Source organism: Erwinia papayae (genome assembly GCF_058241465.1).
In genome coordinates this window covers 299,150-318,762 of record NZ_JBZCHT010000009.1, presented here as the reverse complement: position 1 = coordinate 318,762, position 19,613 = coordinate 299,150, and the positions used below count along the sequence as shown (strand labels likewise).

Genomic DNA, 19,613 nt, shown 5'->3' with positions numbered 1-19,613 from the left:
TGGATTGGCGCTATTTTTTTTGCTTAATGGCTGCCATCTTGAAAAACCCTGGGTTCATCAATTAGATGTCGAGATTAAGAATAACGCCCCTTGTTTTAAAATGCCTTCAGAGATTAAAACCGATCACCAAAAAATGAAAAGTCAGGGGGTTATGATATATAAAAAATCACAGCAAGACTGGGTACCTTTCTGGTACGCCCCGCAGAAATCAACCTTTCCAGGCATTGTCTATGAGGAGTGCATTTCGTATCCGGAAGTAAAATGGCAGGAAGGCAGATGGTCCGTCTTGATGGGTATTACAACTGACGATGATAAGAAAAAATATCGCCTCATAAACACCTTTAGTTTGCAAAAAGACGAAGCAGGGAATTTTTTTCTTGAAAATCTCCAATAAATTTTCAGGCGAAACAACTGACAGCGCGCCGACGCTGCGTTGATTATTCCAACCAATGCGAATCAAGCCAGACAGGGTTACTATGACGCACAATCCACAATGTGACCTTTTACCACGCAGACCAGCGCTGCGTTTTCCCTGTTACTGCCATCGATAATCCCTGATGTTCCGATCCGGAACTTTTTGCTACAGTCCGCTGAGTTGAGAGCTGATTAAAGTCAGGCCGCTGAGACAGGGTAACCGAGATGAACAGACCACTTAATGAACAGTATGGCATAAGCGTTGCCGCACTTCAGATGCTGCAATATCTCCGGCAGATCGCCCGTGGCGACCACGCATTCACCCTGCGGGATACCGAGTTAAACAGCCGTTGCAACGTCACACCCGCAGATAATTTTACCCTGCTGGAGCAGCTGTTCGAAGCGGGAAAAATTGATTATGACTATCGCGGAAGCGGAGCCGAAAGCGAAAGACACGTCAAACCGGTCTGGGGTGAACGCTGATGGCAATCCGCCCTTTCACCGAGGCCGACCGTCCGTTCCTGCGCACGCTGTTTCTTGCTGCGAGGCGGGCTAACTGGCACTGGCTGGATGGCAGCGAGTGGCAACTGGAAGATTTTGATTGCGTGACGCTGGGCGAACGGGTGCTGGTTGCCAGCAGAGAAGAATGCCGCGTCGGTTTTGCCGCCGTGCTACCCAATGATAACTTCCTGCACAGCCTGTTTGTTGACCCGGCCTGGCAGGGGCGCGGCGTCGGCAGCGAGTTGTTAAACGCCGTGCAGGCGGATTTTACTTCTACCGGCAAACTAAAATGCCTCAGCGCCAACCAACACGCGCTGGCCTTCTATCAGCGACATGGCTGGCAACGAATTGGCAGCGGTGAAAGCGATCAGGGACCCTATCTGCTGCTGCACTACCTGCTGAAGCCGTCAACCCCAACCACGGTCTGATGCACCTGCGGCGTCAGCCTGGCAGGCCGCGAAACCGCAACGCACGGCGTTGAAGCACAGCGCCGGTGGCAGGCCAAATCATCCGGCGCTGTGGCCATCACAACGCACGAAAGGCGATATCCTCCGGAATAACCTCTCCACGCCAGAACAGCTGTGCGGCTACCTGACCCGCCAGTTCACGGTACATATCGGTAAATTCGCTATCCGGTCGACGCACCACGGTCGGCTGTCCGTCATCGAGATCTTCACGCAGCGAAATATGCAGCGGCAGCTGGCCCAGCAGGCGGATATGAAACTGCTCCACCAGCTTTTCTGCCCCGCCAGTACCAAAAATAGCCTCAGGATGACCGCAGTGGCTGCATATATGGATACTCATGTTTTCCACCACGCCCAGCACCGGTACGCTGACCTTGTCGAACATCACGATGCCTTTACGCGCATCTATCAATGCGACATCCTGCGGGGTAGTCACCACCACCGCCCCCGTGACCGGCACATTCTGCGCCAGCGTCAGCTGAATATCCCCGGTGCCCGGCGGCATATCCAGTATCAGATAGTCCAGCTGCGGCCACAGCGTTTCATTCAGCAACTGCATCAGCGCTTTACTGGCCATCGGCCCGCGCCAGACCATGGCATTATCGTCGGTCACCAGATAGCCAATCGAGTTGGTTGCCAGGCCATGCGCCATAATCGGCGCCATATGCTTGCCATCCGGCGAGGCAGGTCGTTCATCGCGCGTGCCAAGCATATCCGGAATTGACGGACCATAGATATCGGCATCCAGCAATCCCACCTTCGCCCCTTCCGCCATCAGCGCAAGGGCCAGGTTGACTGCGGTGCTGGATTTTCCCACCCCACCTTTGCCCGAACTGACGGCGATAATATTCTTCACCCCATTAACGCCCGGATGATTTTTCACCCGCTTCAGCGTGGCAATCTGATGGTTAAGCCGCCAGTTGATTGCCCGGGCATCGGTCAGCCGCAGCAGTTCCGTACTGACGGTCTCTTTTAATATCTCAAAGCCGCTTAGCCAGACGAACGGCATCACCAGCTCAATATGCAGGGTGTTATCCATCAGCGCACAATGGCGCAGCGCCTTCAGACTGGTAAGATTCTGCTCTAATGTTGGATGTTCGAAGGTGCCAAGCACCCCCATCACCACGGCACGCAGCGCTTCCGGTGAGCGTTTTTCCTCTGACTGTGACATCGTCCCGGCTCCTGTTTGGTTGTCAGTTTTATTCAGCGGAGCATATCAGATATGACTGCGGGCAGGCGTGGCCTGCTGCAAAAATCGGGGTGGTCCATGCGGGATTGTTTACGCAGGGAGCCGCTATCGGTTACCATCGAATCCCCTTTTTTTAAACAGGTATATCAAGTTTTACTATGACTCAAGTCGCGAAGAAAATTTTGGTAACGTGCGCCCTGCCGTACGCCAACGGTCCCATCCACCTCGGTCACTTGCTCGAGCATATCCAGGCAGATATTTGGGTCCGTTACCAGCGAATGCGCGGCAACGAGGTTTACTTCATCTGTGCTGACGACGCACACGGCACGCCGATCATGCTGAAAGCGCAGCAGCTGGGCATTCAGCCAGAGCAGATGATTGCCGAGATGAGTCAGGAACATCAGACCGACCTGGCCGGTTTCAATATCAGCTACGACAATTTTCACTCGACCCACAGCGAAGAAAACCGCCAGCTGTCAGAACTGATCTATACCCGTCTGAAAGAGAACGGCTTTATTAAAAACCGCACCATTTCGCAGCTTTACGATCCGGAAAAAGGCATGTTTTTGCCGGACCGTTTTGTGAAGGGCAGCTGTCCGAAATGCAAATCAGCCGATCAGTATGGCGACAACTGTGAAGTGTGCGGCGCGACCTACAGCCCGACCGAACTGATCGATCCAAAATCGGTGGTTTCCGGTGCCACGCCTGAAATGCGCGACTCTGAGCATTTCTTTTTTGACCTGCCAGAATTCAGCGCCATGCTCCAGGCCTGGACCCGCTCCGGTGCGCTTCAGGAGCAGGTCGCCAATAAAATGCAGGAGTGGTTTGAATCCGGGCTGCAACAGTGGGACATCTCGCGCGATGCGCCCTATTTCGGCTTTGAGATCCCTGACGCGCCGGGCAAATATTTCTACGTCTGGCTCGATGCGCCAATCGGCTATATGGGCTCATTCAAGAACCTGTGTGACCGACGCGACGACATCGATTTTGACACCTTCTGGAAGGCCGATTCTGACGCGGATTTGTACCATTTTATCGGCAAAGATATCGTCTATTTCCACAGCCTGTTCTGGCCGGCCATGCTGGAAGGCAGCCAGTTCCGTAAGCCAACCAATGTGTTTGTTCACGGTTATGTCATGGTGAACGGCGCGAAGATGTCCAAATCGCGCGGCACCTTTATCAAAGCCAGCACCTGGCTTGAACATCTGGATGCCGACAGCCTGCGCTATTTCTACGCCACCAGACTCTCTTCACGCATTGATGATATCGACCTCAACCTGGAAGATTTTGTGCAGCGGGTTAACGCCGACATCGTTAATAAAGTGGTTAATCTGGCCTCGCGCAATGCCGGTTTTATCACTAAACGTTTTGACGGTCAGCTCTCCGCCGAACTGGCCGATCCGCAGCTGTATAAAACCTTTACCGACGCGTCTGCCACTATCGCCGAAGCCTGGAACAGCCGAGAGTTCAGCCGCGCCATCCGTGAGATCATGGCGCTGGCAGACGTCGCAAACCGCTATGTTGACGAGCAGGCTCCGTGGGTGGTGGCGAAGCAGGAAGGCCGCGATGCCGATTTGCAGGCAATCTGTTCAATGGGGATCAACCTGTTCCGCGTGCTGATGACCTGGCTGAAACCAGTTTTACCCGACCTGAGCGAACGGGCTGAAGCCTTCCTGAACCAGTCGCTGAGCTGGGATGGCCTGCACCAGCCGTTGCTGAACCACCGTGTTGCCCCCTTCAGGGCACTGTTTCAGCGTGTTGAGATGGATAAGGTTAATGCACTGGTCGAGGCTGCCAGGCAGGAAGCAGCAGCGGCTGCCAAACCGGCTGTCAGCGGTCCACTGGCTGACGCGCCGCTTCAGGAAAGCATCACCTTTGATGATTTTGCCAAAGTGGATATGCGCATTGCGCTGATCAGCCGTGCTGAGTTTGTCGAAGGCTCCGACAAGCTGCTGCGTCTGACGCTGGATCTGGGCGGTGAAACACGCAATGTCTTTTCCGGCATTCGCGCAGCCTATCCGGACCCGACTGTGCTGACCGGACGCCTGACGGTCATGGTGGCTAACCTTGCACCGCGTAAAATGCGCTTCGGTGTCTCTGAGGGGATGGTGATGGCAGCGGGCCCTGGCGGCAGCGACATTTTCCTGCTCTCTCCTGACAGCGGCGCACAGCCCGGTATGCAGGTGAAATAATCCGGCACCCGGCGGCGCTTTTTACCTCGCAGTGAAAAGCGCCGCTTCTCACCCGGAGAGGGCAGCCGGGTCATTAAGGTTTCAGCTCCACGCCTGGCACATCCCACCCCCGGCTTCACACTGTGATCGGTAGCACACTTCTTTTTTTGATCGTAAGATTCATCGTCAAAAAAACTAGGAGCTTATCATGCGCAGTGCGCTTGTTGCAGGCTGGCATTACCTTCGCGCCTTCCTGATCATTTATCTCTGTCTGTGGGCTGGCAATGGCATCGCCAGGCTGCTGCCCGTCACCATTCCCGGTAGCATTATCGGTATGCTTATTCTGTTTGCCCTGCTCGCCACTCAACTGCTTGCCGTAGAATGGGTAAAACCCGGCTGCTGGCTGCTGATCCGCTATATGGCGCTGCTGTTTGTTCCCATCAGCGTTGGCGTGATGAACTACACCGATATTCTCAGCGCCCAGTTTGGTCCGATTGTGGTGTCAGTGGTGGTCAGTACTTTCGTCGTCCTGACCACCGTCGGACTGGTCTGCGATAAGCTGCATGGCCGCCCGGTAATAAAACCAGGAGCCCGCGATGAGTGATATCTGGTGGTCACTGCCGCTGACCCTTGTGGTGTTTCTCGCCGCACGAAAACTGGCTGCCAGAGTCAGGATCTCGTTTTTCAATCCGCTGTTAATTTCGATGGCGGTGATTATTCCGCTGCTGTTGCTTATCAACATGCCCTACGCCCGTTATTTTCAGGGCAGCCAGCTGCTCAACCAGTTGCTCCAGCCTGCGGTAGTGGCGCTGGCACTGCCTTTGTATGAGCAGATGCATCAGATCCGGGCACGCTGGAAATCCATTATCGGCGTCTGTTTTACGGGCAGCCTGACGGCAATGATCTCCGGCACCGCCATTGCCTTGTGGATGGGTGCCACGCCGCAAATTGCCGCCACCATCATGCCCAAATCCGTTACCACGCCGATTGCAATGGCGGTATCAGCCACGCTGGGCGGTATTCCGGCGATCAGCGCCATCTGCGTGTTGATTGCCGGTGTGCTGGGTGCCGTATTTGGTCACATGCTGCTGAACATATTGAAAATTCACCGCAAATCGGCGCGCGGGCTGGCAATTGGCAACGCTTCGCACGCGCTGGGAACTGCCCGCTGTGCCGAGCTGGACTATCAGGAAGGCGCATACAGTTCACTGGCGCTGGTTATCTGCGGCATTATTACCTCGCTGCTGGCCCCCTTTCTGTTCCCGTTGCTGGTGCATTTCTCAGGGTAAAGCGGCGACAGGCAGCCGGTCAGCAGAGTAAAGCCGGTGGTCTGAAGGCGGGATCCCAGGTCGTGGCACCCGATCAGGCTGCATTCAAGGCAGACAACTCTACGTCAGCCTGATGCGGCTGACGTGCTATCACCGGCACTAAAATTTGCGGCAGGTCGCGTATTTCGCCTTTGCGTTTCACAAATTACATTGTAAGTGTGATGCAAATCACATACAGCAGTGACGCAGCCCGCCATGATAAGCGGCCGTCACTATGAGAGACTTGCCATGCAACCCCGTTTCCAGACTGCATTTACCACGCTGCCGCCCTTAATTCAGGCCGCTGCGGAACCCTTTCTGGCCGCCGATGACTTCCCGGCGTTTTTCACTCCACGGCAGGTGTCTGCAATGCGGCAACACAGTGGCCTCGACCTGCGGGAGCTGGCTTTTGCGCTGCTGCCCCTTGCCGCCGCCTGTGCGGTGACGCCGCTTTCGGCTTTTAACGTCGGTGCCATTGCCCTGGGCAGAAGCGGTCATCTCTGGTTTGGGGCCAACATGGAGTTTTCCGGCGCGACCATGCAGCAGACCGTCCACGCCGAGCAGAGTGCAGTTACCCATGCCTGGCTGCGTGGCGAAACGGCGCTGGAAGCCATCACCGTCAATTACAGCCCCTGCGGCCACTGTCGTCAGTTTATGAATGAGCTGAACAGCGGCACCCGCCTCACCGTACATTTACCGGGGCGCGAACCGGCGACACTGGCCGATTATCTGCCAGATGCCTTTGGCCCACGCGATCTGGCGATTGAAACGCTGCTGCTGGACCCGGTCAACCACGGGCTGAATATCCACGGTGATGCGCTTTGTCAGGCGGCTTTACAGGCCGCAAACCGCTGCCATGCGCCCTACTCTCAGGCGCTGAGCGGCGTGGCGTTAGAAAGTGCCGATGGCAGCATTTTTGCCGGCAGCTGCGCTGAGAATGCGGCGTTTAATCCCAGCCTGCCGCCGCTACAGGCCGCGTTGATCCTGATGAATCTGGCCGGTCATAATCTGAAGCAGATCCAGCGAGCGGTTCTGGCTGAAGCGCCCGGTGCCAGACTCATTCAACATCAGGCGACGCTGGCAACGCTTCAGGCGCTCGGCTGCAACAATCTCACTACCATCCCGCTGAATTAATCCACTCAATCGCACAAAATCAACAGCTTTTGTGATCACTTGTTAACAAAAGCTGTACTTTCAGATGAATTATTTTAGGATTGGCCCACAACATCACCAATCGCATGAGTATTGCTGACATGGAACTCGAACACGAAAGTAAAAGGCCACTTTATATCCCCTATGCAGGGCCAATTTTGCTGGAATTTCCCCTGCTGAATAAAGGCAGCGCGTTCTCGGTTGAGGAGCGAAATGAATTTAACCTGCGAGGGCTGCTGCCTGAGACGGTGGAAACCATTGAAGAGCAGGCCCAGCGCGCCTGGCGTCAGTTTCAGGACTTTAAAAACGATAACGACAAGCACGTCTATCTGCGCAACATTCAGGACACCAACGAAACGCTGTTCTACCGCCTGCTCGACAACCATCTTGAAGAGATGATGCCGATTATTTATACCCCGACGGTCGGCGCAGCCTGCGAACATTTCTCAGAGATTTATCGCCGCGCCCGTGGCGTGTTTATCTCCTACCCCAATCGCGACAATATCGAAGATATGCTGCAAAACGCCACCAAGCAGAACGTTAAGGTGATTGTGGTCACCGACGGCGAGCGTATCCTGGGCCTTGGCGATCAGGGCATCGGCGGCATGGGTATCCCTATCGGTAAGCTGTCACTGTACACCGCCTGTGGCGGCATCAGCCCGGCCTATACCCTGCCGATTGTGCTCGACGTTGGCACTAATAATCAGCAACTGCTTAACGACCCACTCTATATGGGCTGGCGTCATCCGCGTATTACCGGCGAAGAGTACGACAAATTCGTTGACGAATTCATTCAGGCGGTGAAAAGTCGCTGGCCGAACGTGCTGTTACAGTTTGAAGATTTCGCCCAGAAAAATGCCATGCCGTTGCTGGAGCGTTATCGCGATGAGGTATGCTGCTTTAACGACGATATCCAGGGCACGGCGGCGGTGACGCTGGGCACGCTGATTGCCGCCAGCCACGCTGCCGGTAGCAAAATGAGCGAGCAGAAAGTGGTGTTCCTCGGTGCCGGTTCTGCCGGCTGTGGTATCGCTGAGCAGATTGTCGCCCAGATGAAATCGGAAGGCCTGAGTGACGACGAAGCCCGCGCCCGCGTCTTTATGGTTGACCGTTTCGGCCTGCTGACCGACAAGCTGCCTAATCTGCTCAGTTTCCAGAGCAAGCTGGTGCAGAAAAGTGACAGCCTTAGCGGCTGGGATTCCTCTTCGGATTCCCTGTCACTGCTGGACGTGGTGCGCAATGCGCGTCCGGATATCCTGATTGGTGTTTCCGGCCAGCCGGGACTGTTCAGTGAAGAGATTATCCGGGAAATGCACAAACATTGTGCGCGCCCTATCGTGATGCCGCTGTCTAACCCAACCTCTCGCGTGGAAGCCACGCCGCAGGATATCCTGGCGTGGACCGACGGTGCCGCGCTGGTTGCCACCGGCAGCCCGTTCTCTCCGGTGATGTTAAAGGAAAAAACTTACCCGATTGCCCAGTGCAATAACTCCTATATCTTCCCCGGCATTGGCCTGGGGGTCATTGCTTCTGGTGCCACCCGCGTCACTGACTCCATGCTGATGGCCGCCAGTCGTGCCCTGGCTGACTGCTCACCGCTGGTCAATGATGGTGAAGGCCCGGTTCTGCCCGAAGTCAAAGATATTCAGGGCGTCTCGAAGGTGATTGCCATGGCCGTCGCCAAAGCCGCTCAGGAAGCCGGTGTCGCTGTAGTGACCTCAGAAGATGTGCTTTCCCGAGCGATCTCCGCCAATTTCTGGCTGCCGCAGTATCGCCACTACCGTCGCACGTCGATTTAACGCCGATGGCCGGGAAGGCACCTTCCCGGCCAGTTTACCGTCGCGCACGGTTATTGCTCCTGCTGCTGACGCTTTTTCAACCATCCGGATATTCCTGACGGCGGATTGTGCGAAATGCGCCCATCCGCAGCCTTCCCGCTTGCTTCACTCCGCCGGGTAAAGTAGCCTTGATCCACCTTTTTATACGAAGTCTGAGCAGCGTCCGGCATGGTAAAACGCCTGATTTATAGCCTGATTATCATCGTGGTTCTGATGATAGCGGCTGCGCTCGGCCTGGATCGCTGGATCAGTATAAAAACCGCCCCCTGGGTTTATTCCAGTCTCAACGCCCTGCCGCATCGCCAGGTGGGGGTGGTTCTGGGGACCGCCAAATACTACCGCACTGGCGTTATCAATCAGTATTATCTCTACCGCATGCAGGGCGCGCTGAATGCCTACAACAGTGGCAAAGTTAACTATCTGCTGCTTAGTGGCGATAATGCCCAGCACAGTTATAACGAGCCGATGACCATGCGCCGCGACCTGATCGCCGCCGGCGTACCGGCGTCTGACATCGTGCTGGATTATGCAGGATTTCGTACCCTGGACTCGATTGTGCGCACCCGTAAGGTGTTCGACACCAATGATTTTATTATTATCACCCAGCGCTTTCACTGCGAGCGGGCGCTGTTTATTGCGCTGCACATGGGCATTCAGGCTCAGTGCTATGCGGTCCCCTCGCCGAAAAATATGCTGACTATCCGCCTGCGCGAAGTGGTCGCGCGTCTTGGCGCGCTGGCCGATCTCTATCTGATGAAGCGCGAGCCGCGTTTTCTGGGGCCGATGGTGCCTATCCCGGCACGGCATGAGGTGCCGGAAGATGCACAAAGCTATCCGGCAGTGACCCCTGAACAGTTGCTGGAGCTGGAGCAGAAGCTGAAATCCATCGCCCCGGCCCCGTCGCCGCCAGCCGCCGCCGGAGCCAACCGTCCCCCTGCCGTCGCATCGTAAGGCCGCGTGGCGTCAATCGGAATTCACATGCTGTCGGCAGTAGCGTTTGCGCCAGGCGGCGGGAGTCATACCGCGCAGCTGACGAAAAACCCGACGAAAGTAGCTCACATCGCTGAATCCACAACCTGCTGCAACCTCACTGAGACTACAGGCATCGGTCAGCAGCATTTTCTCTGCTGCGGTAATACGCTGCTGCTGTAGTGCGCCAGTGAGGGTGAGGCCAAACGTCCGGCGAAATATCCGCCCAAGGTAATCCACGTTGCAATGTAGCGATCGTGCCAGTTCACTGGCCCCGGTAAGACGGTGATAGTGCGTGGTAATAAGTTGTTTCGCCTGCCATGCCAGTGCCGCGCCCGGACCATTTGCTGCGGGCGTCTCTGCACCGCTGCGAACAATTTCCTGCAATAACAGAATTAATAATAATTCCAGCGACTGGCTTTGGGGAATACGAGCCTGTTCATTTAAAAATAAACGAAACAGCGCAAGTAAATTATCTTCATCCTGAACTTTGCAATGCTGGGGAATATTCAGTTGTAATAAGGGATTTTCCTGCTGTTCCGGCAGCACATCAAAATGTAACCAGTAGAATTTCAACTTATCGTTAAATACCGATACGCCCCGATGTTGCCGCCCCGGAAACAGAAGTAAGCATTCCCCCTGCTTTAACTGAAAAATACGTTCTTCTTCCTGCAACGACAGCGTGCCGCTGACCAGATAAATAAGTTCAAACGAGCTAAGGGTGCGGGTCGGATGTGTACCCACACCACGGGAAATAAACAGCCCGCCGTTCTGCACTTTTAGCGGATAAGTGACGGATAAAGAAAGCATTCAACCTCCTCTGGCTGCACGGTTTTTAGTGTAATTAATAGCACATGCAGCCCCCTGACATGATGACAAGGCGTCAGGGTTTGATCTGCTTCACAAATAATCCGGCAGGTCGGAATTGTGCTGTTTTACTACCTGAACGCCCTCTTGTTGGCCGATGTCTGCCGTGCCAGATTAAATAAAAAGTTTATTGACCGACTACTGAAAAATGGCCTGAGAAAATCAAGCTGGCGTATTACGGATAATGCAGCCTCGTCCATGCCTTCTTACTCTTTTATGCGTTTTTGCCTGAGGAATAAATGATGCAAACCGTTCAGAGCCTGACCATGAAAATAAAAGATTCGAGCGCCCGATTAACCCTCAGCGAGAAAGCAGGTTATGGTCTGGGTGACGCAGGTGGCACGGTGATTACCTGCCTGATTGCGAATTTTCTGACCTTCTTCTACACCGATATATTTGGCCTGACACCCGCGCTGGTGGGCACACTATTTATTACGCTCAGAGTGATTGATGCCATCGCCGATCCGCTGATGGGTATCGTAGCCGATCGCACCCATACCCGCTGGGGGCGGTTTCGTCCGTGGCAGTTGTGGATTGCTTTGCCGGTGGCCATCGCCGGTATCCTGACTATTACCGTGCCCCCTCTGAGCACGGAGGGGAAAATCATCTGGGCATTTGTCACTTATTTCCTGCTCTCCGTCAGCTACACCGCCATTAATGTTCCCTATTGCGCACTGATCAATGCCATGACCCGCCAGCACCAGGAGGTGATGTCCTGCCAGGCGTGGCGTTTTGTCCTCTGCGGCATGGCGGGATTTATGGTTTCCGTGGGCCTGCCGTGGCTGGTGGCGCTGACCGGCAAAGGCAACCTTGTGGCGGGCTACCAGCACGGCGTCGCGCTGATGTGCGTCATTGCGGCAGCCCTGTTTTTATGCTGCTTTTTTAGCGTGCGTGAACGGGTTACCCTTCCCAGCCCCGGCAAATTCAGCATTCGCGACCATCTGCGCGGTATGGCCCGCAATGACCAGCTATTGCTGATGCTGCTGATGTCCTTTCTGCTGATCAACGTCTTCAATCTGCGCGGCGGTGGCTATATGTACTTCATCACCTACGTGCTGAAAGGCAGTGCAGCTTATGCCTCGATGTTCTTTGCCATGCTGACGCTGGCGGCGATTCTCGGTGCGGTTATCGTCAATCAGTTGAATAAGTGGTTTGACACCGTGCGGCTCTATATGGCGACCAATCTGCTGCTGGCCGCCTTCTCTACAGGTCTGTGGTTTGCCCCGACCGGCGCAGCTTATCAGTCGCTGTGGCTGGGACTGATTTTCGTTCACTGTGTCATGCTGGGTTTTACCCTGCCGCTGCATTTCTCTCTGATGGCCTTTGCTGACGACTATGGCCACTGGATGAACGGCATTCGTTCTTCCGGAATGAACTTTGCCTTCAATCTGTTTTTTATCAAGCTGGCCTGGGCTTCCAGCGCGGGCATTATCAGCCTGGTGTTTGTGCTGGTGGGCTATCAGGCAGGAGAACAGCATCAGACCAGCGCATCCCTTAACGGCATCACGCTTTTTGAAACGCTGCTGCCTGCGGCACTGCATCTGCTGCTGGCGGCCTGCCTCTGTTTTTGCAAACTGAGAAAAAACCTGCTGGTGCGGATTTCCCGCGATCTCGCCAGCCAGTCCGCATTTAAGTAAGGAGAAGTGATGAGCGATTCCCCGATGGCTAAACCTGAGATCCCGCTTCGGCAGGTCACCCTGACCGATTCTTTCTGGCTGGACTATCAGCAGTTGATTAAAGAGGTGGTGATACCTTATCAGTGGCAGGCGCTGAATGACGAGGTGGCCGACGCCGAGCCCAGCCATGCCATTGCCAACTTTCGTATTGCGGCAGGCAGAGAGGAGGGTGAATTTCACGGCATGGTTTTTCAGGACAGCGATGTCACCAAGTGGCTGGAGGCGGTGGCTTATCTGCTGACGAAAACGCCGGACGCTCAGCTGGAAAAAACCGCTGATGAGGTGATTGAACTGATCGGCGCGGTGCAACAGCCTGACGGCTATCTCAACACCTGGTTCACCATTAAAGAACCCGGGGCGCGCTGGAGCAACCTGGCGGAGTGCCATGAACTTTACTGCGCCGGACATCTGATCGAGGCCGCAGTGGCTTATCATCAGGCCACCGGCAAGACACGACTGCTGGAGATCGCCTGCAAACTGGCCGATCATATCGCCACGGTATTCGGGCCGGGGGACGATCAGCTGGCGGGTTACCCGGGCCATCCTGAAATTGAGCTGGCGCTGATGCGGTTGTACGAAGCAACCGGGCAACGGCGCTATCTGGACCTAGTCAGCTTCTTTGTGACAGAGCGCGGTACGCAGCCACACTACTACGACATCGAATACCTCAGGCGCGATGAAACTTCTCACTGGCATACTTATGGCCCGGCATGGATGGTGAAGGATAAAGCCTACAGTCAGGCACATCTGCCGGTCGCCTTACAGAAAACGGCCATCGGTCATGCGGTGCGATTCGTTTATCTCTATGCCGGCGTTGCCCACCTTGCACGACTCAGTCAGGACCGGCAAAAGCGCGAGATTTGCCAGCGGCTGTGGGAAAATATGACCAACCGGCAGATGTATATCACCGGCGCGATTGGCTCACAGAGTAGTGGTGAAGCCTTCAGCAGTGATTACGATCTGCCTAACGATACCGCCTATAACGAAACCTGTGCCTCGATCGGCCTGATCATGTTTGCCAACCGGATGCTGCAAATGGAGGCTGACAGCCGCTACGCCGATGTGATGGAGCGTGCGCTGTATAACACGGTGCTGGCCGGTATGGCGCTGGACGGCAGGCACTTCTTCTACGTCAATCCCCTGGAGGGCACCCTGCCAGCGTTCCGTTCAACCATATCTATGACCACGTCAAACCCGTGCGTCAGCGCTGGTTTGGTTGTGCCTGCTGCCCGCCGAATATTGCGCGGCTGCTGGCCTCGCTGGGGTCTTACATTTATACCCGACGCCCTGAGGGTGTGGATGTGAATCTGTACATCGGCAGCGAACTGGAAACAGAGGTTGGCGGTCAGCCCCTGCGTCTGAAACAGGGCGGCGACTATCCCTGGCAGGGGCGTATCTGGCTGGAGGTGGAGTGTGACGAACCGCTTGGTGCCACCCTAGGCCTGCGCCTGCCTGACTGGTGCAGCTCGCCGGAGGCGACGCTTAACGGAGAGCCTCTGGCGGTGGCTGAGCTGCGGAAACAGGGCTATCTGCGGCTGAACCGGAAGTGGCAAAGCGGCGATCGCCTTGAGCTGACGCTGCCGATGCCGGTCGTCCGGGTTAGGGGCAATCCGTTGCTGCGCCACGTGGCCGGAAAAGTCGCTATCCAGCGCGGTCCACTGGTCTGGTGCCTTGAACAGGCAGATAACGGCGCGGAGCTGCACAATCTGCTGCTGCCCACCGGGGCCACCTTCCATACCCGACCCGGCAGCGGTGTGCTGAGCGGCAAAATCCTGTTGCAGACCACCGGACTACGGCGTCATGCGGTGGACGCAGCGCACCAGCCGCTATACAGCTTTGATGCCGCACCGGCAGCCTTCACCTCTCAGCCGTTAACCTTTGTGCCCTATTTCAGCTGGGCTAACCGTGGCGAGGGCGAGATGCGGGTGTGGGTGGATGAGGCCTGAGTCAGCAATCATTAATCTGGAAAAACCAAAACAGGCGGGGATAACCAGCGGTCTGGCACAGGCCGGGCGGAATAAAAAAACCAGACGGCAGCTGCCGTCTGGCCCCGATGTTGACAACAAAAGACTACTTCTTGCGGGCGTATTTGAGTGAATCCAGCGCTACAGCGAAAATGATAATGCCGCCTTTAATAATATACTGCCAGTAGGGATTCACTCCGATATAGGTCAGACCGTAGTTAATAACGGTAAAAATCAGTACGCCGGTCACTACCCCTGCAACCGTACCCACGCCGCCGGCAAAGGAAACGCCGCCCACCACGCAGGCCGCAATGGCGTCCAGTTCGTACATAAAGCCAAGGTTATTGGTGGCGGAGCCGATACGACCGGCTTCCAGCATCCCGCCAAAGGCGTAGAACACGCCGGATAAGGCATAAATCAGAATCAGGTTAAAATTAACGTTCACCCCGGATACTTTTGCCGCTTCCGGATTACCGCCGATGGCAAAAATGTTTTTACCAAAACGGGTTTTATTCCACAGGATCCAGACAAAGAAGATAGCAATCGCCGCATAGAAGGTGATGTAAGAGAGTTTAAACTCACCAATCCGGATAAAGCCCTGGGCGAAAGTAGAGAACTTCTCATCAAACCCGGCGATAGGCGAGGCACCGACATAATCGTAATAGAGCGAGTTGATACCATAGACAATAATCATCGTGCCTAAGGTGGTAATAAACGGCGTCACCTTCAGATAAGCGATAATCAGGCCATTAACCAGACCAATTACCCCACCGATCACGCACACGGTCAGAATAACCAGCGGAATCGGTACGGTATCCAGATGCGGGAACACCTTGTTGGCATTATCCATCGCCTGAAGCAGGGTTGCGGCTACCACGGCGGCCAGCCCCACCTGACGACCCGCTGACAGGTCGGTGCCCTGGGTGACAATTAATCCCGCCACGCCAAGCGCAATAATAATACGGACGGAAGACTGAGTAAGAATGTTACTCAGGTTCATTAAGCTTAAGAAAGTCGGGTCCTGGAAAATAATAATTGCCAGCAGCACCAGCAACACAACGTATATGCCACCCTCTTTTAACCAGGTGAGCGCATTTTTTTTATTTACAGCATTCATGGTAACAGCCCTTACCTTATTAAAGGTGCTTCGATGCCAAACGGAGAATTTCGTTTTGCGTAGTGGTTTTGGTTTCAACAATGCCTGCAACCATGCCGTTACTCATTACCAGGATCCTGTCGGTAATCCCTAATAGCTCTGGCATTTCAGAAGAGATAATAATAATCCCCTTCTCTTTCTTCGCCAGCTCGGCTATCAGTTGATAAATTTCAAATTTCGCCCCCACGTCAATACCACGGGTCGGTTCATCCAGCATCAGAATTTCCGGCTGGGTTAACAGCCAGCGGCCAATAATAACCTTCTGCTGGTTACCGCCGGATAATGAGCCGATGGAGGTGGCATGGCCCGGTGTTTTTACCCGCATCGAGTCAATAACCCACTGGGTATCACTTTTCATCCGGCTGTTATCCAGCAGGCCCACGCTGTTTTTATATTTACGAATATTCGAAATCAGCGAGTTAAAACCAATATCGAGAAACGCGTAGATGCCGGTAGCGCGCCGTTCTTCGGTCACCAGCGCAAAGCCGTGATTAATTGCTTCATTGGCGCTGTGGTTATTAATTTTTTTACCGTGCAGTTTAATCGTGCCGCCGGATTTCTCGCGGATGCCAAACAAGGTTTCCACAATATCAGTACGCTTAGCGCCCACCAGTCCGGCGACGCCGAGGATCTCGCCTTTACGCAGATCAAAAGAAATATCGCGTATTGACGGCTGACGCAGCGAGGTCAGGTTACGGACTTCAAGGATGGTTTCACCCGGCACATTGTGTTTATCCGGGAAGCGCTGGCTGAGCGAGCGCCCGACCATCATGGCGATAATTTTATCCATATCCAGCCCTTCAAGCGGCTGGGTGGCAATCCACTGACCATCGCGCAGGATGGTAATTTCATCGCACAGCTGGAAAATCTCTTCCATTTTGTGCGAGATATAAACAATGCCGCAGCCGCGATCTTTCAGCTTGCGGATAATGGTAAACAGATGATTGACTTCTTTTTCCGTCAGTGACGAGGTCGGCTCATCCATAATGACAATTTTGGCGTCATAGGAGAACGCTTTGGCTATTTCAATCATCTGCATCTGCGAAACGGAAAGTGAAATAACTTTGTCACGCGGATCGATATCAATATCCAGCTCGTCAAAGATAGCTTTGGTGTCGCGATACATTTTATCCTGATCGACAAAAAAGCCTTTGCGCGGATAACGTCCCAGCCACATGTTATCCATCACCGTGCGTTGCAGCACCAGGTTTAATTCCTGATGGACCATCGACACACCATTTTCCAGCGCTTCTTTTGAACTTTTAAAATCGATCTCTTTACCCTGGAAAACAATGCTGCCGGTATCTTTGCTGTAAATACCAAACAGGCATTTTAATAACGTGGATTTACCCGCGCCATTCTCACCCATCAGGGCGTGAACCGAATGAGGACGGATTTTTAAATTCACGTTGTCTAACGCTTTCACGCCAGGAAATGATTTACTGACGTTGGTCATTTCCAGCAAATATTCGCGCTGATTGGGTTGTTTATCACTGCCCATAATTCTACCTGGCTTAACGTTTTATGAAACCGGCAGCGGAGTAGCCTGCCGGAAAAGGGCGCAACAGACTGCGCCCATACCAGTGACAGCTTATTTCGCGATCTGCGCCAGGTTATCTTTATCCACCGGCACATAGGCGACACGCACAACTTTGCCTTCCAGTTTGTAACTGGTGCCATCGGTAGCCGGTTTGCCAGCGGCCAGGTTTTTCGCCATGTCTAAAGTGGCTTTGGCCTGATTTTCCGCATCGTTCAGCACCGTTCCGGCCATAGCGCCCGATTTCACCAGCGCCAGCGCTTCAGGCAGGGCATCAACACCAAATACCGGGACAGAGGATTTGTTATGCGCCTTCAGCGCTTCTACTGCACCCATTGCCATCGCATCGTTGTTGGCAATAACCACTTCAATTTTGTTGCCGTTCGGGCCGGACAGCCACGCATCCATTTTGTCTTTAGCCTGGGCGGTATCCCACATGGCGGTATCCAGATGCAGCTGCTGGGTTTTCACGCCGTCTTTGTTCAGCGTATCGATCACGTATTTGGTACGCGCTTCCGCATCCGGGTGGCCTGGCTCCCCTTTCAGCAGCACAAACTGAATGACGCCATCTTTATTCAGATCCCAGCCCGGATTGGCTTTCCAGTGTTTCTCAATCAGTTCGCCCTGTTTCACGCCGGACTCTTTTGAATCCGTGCCGACATAATAAGCTTTGTCATAACTGGCCAGCGCTTTGGCGGTTGGCTCTTTGTTAAAGAAAACTACCGGAATATCATTGGCTTTCGCTTTGCTGATCACCACGGCGGCAGCGGCCGGGTCAACCAGGTTGATCGCCAGCGCCTTCACGCCTTTTGCCACCATCACATCGACCTGATCGTTCTGCGTGGACTGGCTGTTCTGAGAGTCATTCATCAGCAGCTGGATGTCCGGGCTGTTTTTTGCTTCTTTCTCAATGTCTTTGCGTACGACGGACATAAAGTTGTCATCGTATTTATAAATGGTCACACCAATACGGGTATCTGCGGCCTGAACGGTGGCAGCGCACATCATGCAGGCAGCCAGGGCAGTGAGCGTGAAAGCCTTCTTCATGTTATCTCCGGTTTTTTGTAGGGTCGTTCTCTGCGTATTACCTTACCAGGTAAGGCGCTGAAATCCGGCGAGGCGTTAAGGTTAATAAAACGTTACGCAAAGCCGACTATTTGCAGACTTCCCTGTGCTTTACCACTGTCCCGAACGCTGTGTAATGATCTGTTTCACGGTGGCTGTAAATGCCAGCCCGGGCGGGAATGAAGCGCGTTACATAATGTTTCACTTCCGCTAACTGGTTGCCATCATAAGGAAGCTGATGTTAATTAACTGTGAATTTACTCACAAATTGAAAACGGTTACATAGCAGAATCGTTCAGGTTAGTGACCCGCCCCACACTTTAGCCGGAGGCGACGGAATGGCGGCGAACCAGCGTGGGCATAAAGCAGTGCCTGGCACTGACATCCAGCGTCCCTTCCGCGCCCTTCAACGCCAGCTCAGTCGCCAGTTTTGCCATGGAAATAATGGGATAGCGCACCGTGGTCAGTTGGGGATCGGTATAGCGTGCCACCGGAATATCATCGAAGCCCACCACTGACAGGTGTTGAGGCACGGCGATACCATTATCTTTCAGCGCCGCCAGCGCACCGGCAGCCATACTGTCGTTATAGGCAAAGACCGCCGTCAGATGCAGGTTGCGCCCCAGCAACTCCACCATCGCCGCTTCTCCACCCTGTAAATCCGGCTCCGCGCTGGCGACCCAACTTTCGGGGGGCACCACACCCTGCTCCATCAGCGCCTGCTGCCAGCCAGCGCGGCGCTGCTCGCCATCTTCTATCGAGTGGCCGGAATCCAGATAGCCAATACGCTGGTGCCCCTGCTGCTGTAACATCCGCGTAGCCATCAGCGCGCCGCTGACGTTATCCAGACAGACACAGCGATGGGCATAGCCCGGCAGCAGACGGTTGATCAGCACCATTCCCGGCACCTGATCCATCCATACTGCCAGCTCGGCATCGCCAAGCGCTTTGGCGTGCACCACCAGCGCGTTACATCGTTGGCGAATCAATACCTCGATGGCGTGACGCTCTTTATCAGCCTGATGATAGGAGTTATTAATCAGCACATGCTTTTGCATACGCTGGGCAACGGTATCCACCGCCTTGACCAGCGCACCAAAGAAGGGATCTGAGACGTCCATCACCACCACGCCGATGGTATCGCTGACCTGTGTAGCCAGCGCCTGCGCATTGGCATTTGGCCGGTAACCCAGTGCATCCACCACGCTGATCACCATGTCGCGGGTTTCAGCGGTAACGGCGCTGCTGTTATTCAACACACGCGACACCGTTGCCACCGACACACCCGCTTCGCGAGCCACATCACGGATGGTAATCATGGTTGTTTAACCGAAGAGAAAATG

At 54.5% G+C, this 19,613-nt stretch carries 16 protein-coding genes and 1 pseudogene; 11 read left to right on the top strand and 6 right to left on the bottom strand.

What is annotated here, in order from left to right; translation table 11 throughout:
• Window positions 1-4 precede the first annotated feature (4 nt).
• The 3 genes from AC3RPL_RS06310 (at window position 5) to AC3RPL_RS06300 (ending at window position 1,343) form a co-directional block, all read left to right on the top strand.
• A complete protein-coding gene (locus AC3RPL_RS06310) occupies window positions 5-394 on the top strand; it encodes a putative T6SS immunity periplasmic lipoprotein (RefSeq protein WP_490739337.1) in 390 nt (129 codons plus the stop codon).
• Window positions 395-639: 245 nt separating this feature from the next.
• Window positions 640-897, top strand: a complete 258-nt coding sequence (locus AC3RPL_RS06305) for a hypothetical protein (RefSeq protein ID WP_490739336.1) — start codon at window positions 640-642, stop codon at window positions 895-897.
• The gene (locus tag AC3RPL_RS06300; RefSeq protein ID WP_490739335.1) at window positions 897-1,343 is read left to right on the top strand and encodes a GNAT family N-acetyltransferase; all 447 of its coding nucleotides are present in this window, start codon (window positions 897-899) and stop codon (window positions 1,341-1,343) included. Before AC3RPL_RS06305 ends, AC3RPL_RS06300 begins: the two co-directional genes overlap by 1 nt.
• Before the next feature lie 97 nt (window positions 1,344-1,440).
• Here AC3RPL_RS06300 and apbC read toward each other — a convergent pair whose 3' ends face one another.
• Window positions 1,441-2,550 carry an iron-sulfur cluster carrier protein ApbC gene (apbC, locus tag AC3RPL_RS06295; RefSeq protein WP_490739334.1) on the bottom strand — a complete coding sequence of 370 codons (1,110 nt, stop codon included), beginning with the start codon at window positions 2,548-2,550 and terminating at the stop codon, window positions 1,441-1,443.
• A 176-nt stretch (window positions 2,551-2,726) separates the two neighbouring features.
• On the opposite strand from apbC, the gene metG reads away from it, so the two are divergent.
• The 6 genes from metG to sanA all read left to right on the top strand — a co-directional run bounded on the left by metG (window position 2,727) and on the right by sanA (window position 9,987).
• Complete coding sequence (gene metG, locus AC3RPL_RS06290; protein ID WP_490739333.1) at window positions 2,727-4,760, top strand: methionine--tRNA ligase; 2,034 nt, start codon at window positions 2,727-2,729, stop codon at window positions 4,758-4,760.
• Between the two features lie 187 nt (window positions 4,761-4,947).
• Window positions 4,948-5,343: a CidA/LrgA family protein gene (locus AC3RPL_RS06285; protein WP_379889275.1), complete on the top strand. Its 396-nt coding sequence runs from the start codon at window positions 4,948-4,950 to the stop codon at window positions 5,341-5,343.
• Complete coding sequence (locus AC3RPL_RS06280) at window positions 5,336-6,028, top strand: CidB/LrgB family autolysis modulator (protein ID WP_034937851.1); 693 nt, start codon at window positions 5,336-5,338, stop codon at window positions 6,026-6,028. Before AC3RPL_RS06285 ends, AC3RPL_RS06280 begins: the two co-directional genes overlap by 8 nt.
• Window positions 6,029-6,295: 267 nt before the next feature.
• Window positions 6,296-7,180 (top strand): cytidine deaminase, encoded by an 885-nt coding sequence (gene cdd, locus AC3RPL_RS06275; RefSeq protein WP_490740644.1) that lies wholly within the window; start codon window positions 6,296-6,298, stop codon window positions 7,178-7,180.
• Window positions 7,181-7,299: 119 nt separating this feature from the next.
• Window positions 7,300-8,997, top strand: a complete 1,698-nt coding sequence (locus AC3RPL_RS06270) for an NAD-dependent malic enzyme (protein WP_490739332.1) — start codon at window positions 7,300-7,302, stop codon at window positions 8,995-8,997.
• A gap of 207 nt (window positions 8,998-9,204) precedes the next feature.
• Entirely contained in the window at window positions 9,205-9,987 is a 783-nt protein-coding gene (gene sanA, locus AC3RPL_RS06265; protein WP_490739331.1) for an outer membrane permeability protein SanA, read from the top strand.
• Between the two features lie 12 nt (window positions 9,988-9,999).
• Here sanA and AC3RPL_RS06260 read toward each other — a convergent pair whose 3' ends face one another.
• Window positions 10,000-10,815, bottom strand: coding sequence for a helix-turn-helix domain-containing protein (locus tag AC3RPL_RS06260; protein ID WP_034937854.1), 816 nt, complete (start codon window positions 10,813-10,815; stop codon window positions 10,000-10,002).
• A gap of 299 nt (window positions 10,816-11,114) precedes the next feature.
• On the opposite strand from AC3RPL_RS06260, the gene AC3RPL_RS06255 reads away from it, so the two are divergent.
• Together AC3RPL_RS06255 and AC3RPL_RS06250 are read left to right on the top strand one after the other, a co-directional pair.
• Window positions 11,115-12,509 carry an MFS transporter gene (locus tag AC3RPL_RS06255; RefSeq protein WP_490739330.1) on the top strand — a complete coding sequence of 465 codons (1,395 nt, stop codon included), beginning with the start codon at window positions 11,115-11,117 and terminating at the stop codon, window positions 12,507-12,509.
• A 24-nt stretch (window positions 12,510-12,533) separates the two neighbouring features.
• Window positions 12,534-14,494, top strand: a pseudogene (locus tag AC3RPL_RS06250) (glycoside hydrolase family 127 protein).
• 124 nt (window positions 14,495-14,618) lie between these two features.
• Here the strand turns inward: AC3RPL_RS06250 and mglC are convergent.
• From mglC to galS, 4 genes are all read right to left on the bottom strand, one after another.
• Window positions 14,619-15,629, bottom strand: a complete 1,011-nt coding sequence (mglC, locus tag AC3RPL_RS06245; protein ID WP_034937860.1) for a galactose/methyl galactoside ABC transporter permease MglC — start codon at window positions 15,627-15,629, stop codon at window positions 14,619-14,621.
• 19 nt (window positions 15,630-15,648) lie between these two features.
• A complete protein-coding gene (mglA, locus tag AC3RPL_RS06240) occupies window positions 15,649-17,169 on the bottom strand; it encodes a galactose/methyl galactoside ABC transporter ATP-binding protein MglA (RefSeq protein ID WP_034937862.1) in 1,521 nt (506 codons plus the stop codon).
• A gap of 90 nt (window positions 17,170-17,259) precedes the next feature.
• A complete protein-coding gene (gene mglB, locus AC3RPL_RS06235) occupies window positions 17,260-18,252 on the bottom strand; it encodes a galactose/glucose ABC transporter substrate-binding protein MglB (RefSeq protein ID WP_034937864.1) in 993 nt (330 codons plus the stop codon).
• 338 nt (window positions 18,253-18,590) lie between these two features.
• The gene (galS, locus tag AC3RPL_RS06230) at window positions 18,591-19,589 is read right to left on the bottom strand and encodes an HTH-type transcriptional regulator GalS (RefSeq protein ID WP_490739329.1); all 999 of its coding nucleotides are present in this window, start codon (window positions 19,587-19,589) and stop codon (window positions 18,591-18,593) included.
• Window positions 19,590-19,613 lie beyond the last annotated feature (24 nt).

Excerpts from the sequence above, each read along its gene's own strand:
- AC3RPL_RS06280 (WP_034937851.1), top strand. The coding sequence starts at position 5,336 with ATGAGTGATATCTGGTGGTCACTGCCGCTGACCCTTGTGGTGTTTCTC.
- AC3RPL_RS06285 (WP_379889275.1), top strand. The coding sequence starts at position 4,948 with ATGCGCAGTGCGCTTGTTGCAGGCTGGCATTACCTTCGCGCCTTCCTG.
- cdd (WP_490740644.1), top strand. The coding sequence starts at position 6,296 with ATGCAACCCCGTTTCCAGACTGCATTTACCACGCTGCCGCCCTTAATT.
- mglB (WP_034937864.1), bottom strand. The coding sequence starts at position 18,252 with ATGAAGAAGGCTTTCACGCTCACTGCCCTGGCTGCCTGCATGATGTGC.
- AC3RPL_RS06300 (WP_490739335.1), top strand. The coding sequence starts at position 897 with ATGGCAATCCGCCCTTTCACCGAGGCCGACCGTCCGTTCCTGCGCACG.
- metG (WP_490739333.1), top strand. The coding sequence starts at position 2,727 with ATGACTCAAGTCGCGAAGAAAATTTTGGTAACGTGCGCCCTGCCGTAC.
- mglC (WP_034937860.1), bottom strand. The coding sequence starts at position 15,629 with ATGAATGCTGTAAATAAAAAAAATGCGCTCACCTGGTTAAAAGAGGGT.
- AC3RPL_RS06270 (WP_490739332.1), top strand. The coding sequence starts at position 7,300 with ATGGAACTCGAACACGAAAGTAAAAGGCCACTTTATATCCCCTATGCA.
- apbC (WP_490739334.1), bottom strand. The coding sequence starts at position 2,550 with ATGTCACAGTCAGAGGAAAAACGCTCACCGGAAGCGCTGCGTGCCGTG.
- AC3RPL_RS06260 (WP_034937854.1), bottom strand. The coding sequence starts at position 10,815 with ATGCTTTCTTTATCCGTCACTTATCCGCTAAAAGTGCAGAACGGCGGG.
- AC3RPL_RS06255 (WP_490739330.1), top strand. The coding sequence starts at position 11,115 with ATGCAAACCGTTCAGAGCCTGACCATGAAAATAAAAGATTCGAGCGCC.
- mglA (WP_034937862.1), bottom strand. The coding sequence starts at position 17,169 with ATGGGCAGTGATAAACAACCCAATCAGCGCGAATATTTGCTGGAAATG.
- sanA (WP_490739331.1), top strand. The coding sequence starts at position 9,205 with ATGGTAAAACGCCTGATTTATAGCCTGATTATCATCGTGGTTCTGATG.
- galS (WP_490739329.1), bottom strand. The coding sequence starts at position 19,589 with ATGATTACCATCCGTGATGTGGCTCGCGAAGCGGGTGTGTCGGTGGCA.
- AC3RPL_RS06305 (WP_490739336.1), top strand. The coding sequence starts at position 640 with ATGAACAGACCACTTAATGAACAGTATGGCATAAGCGTTGCCGCACTT.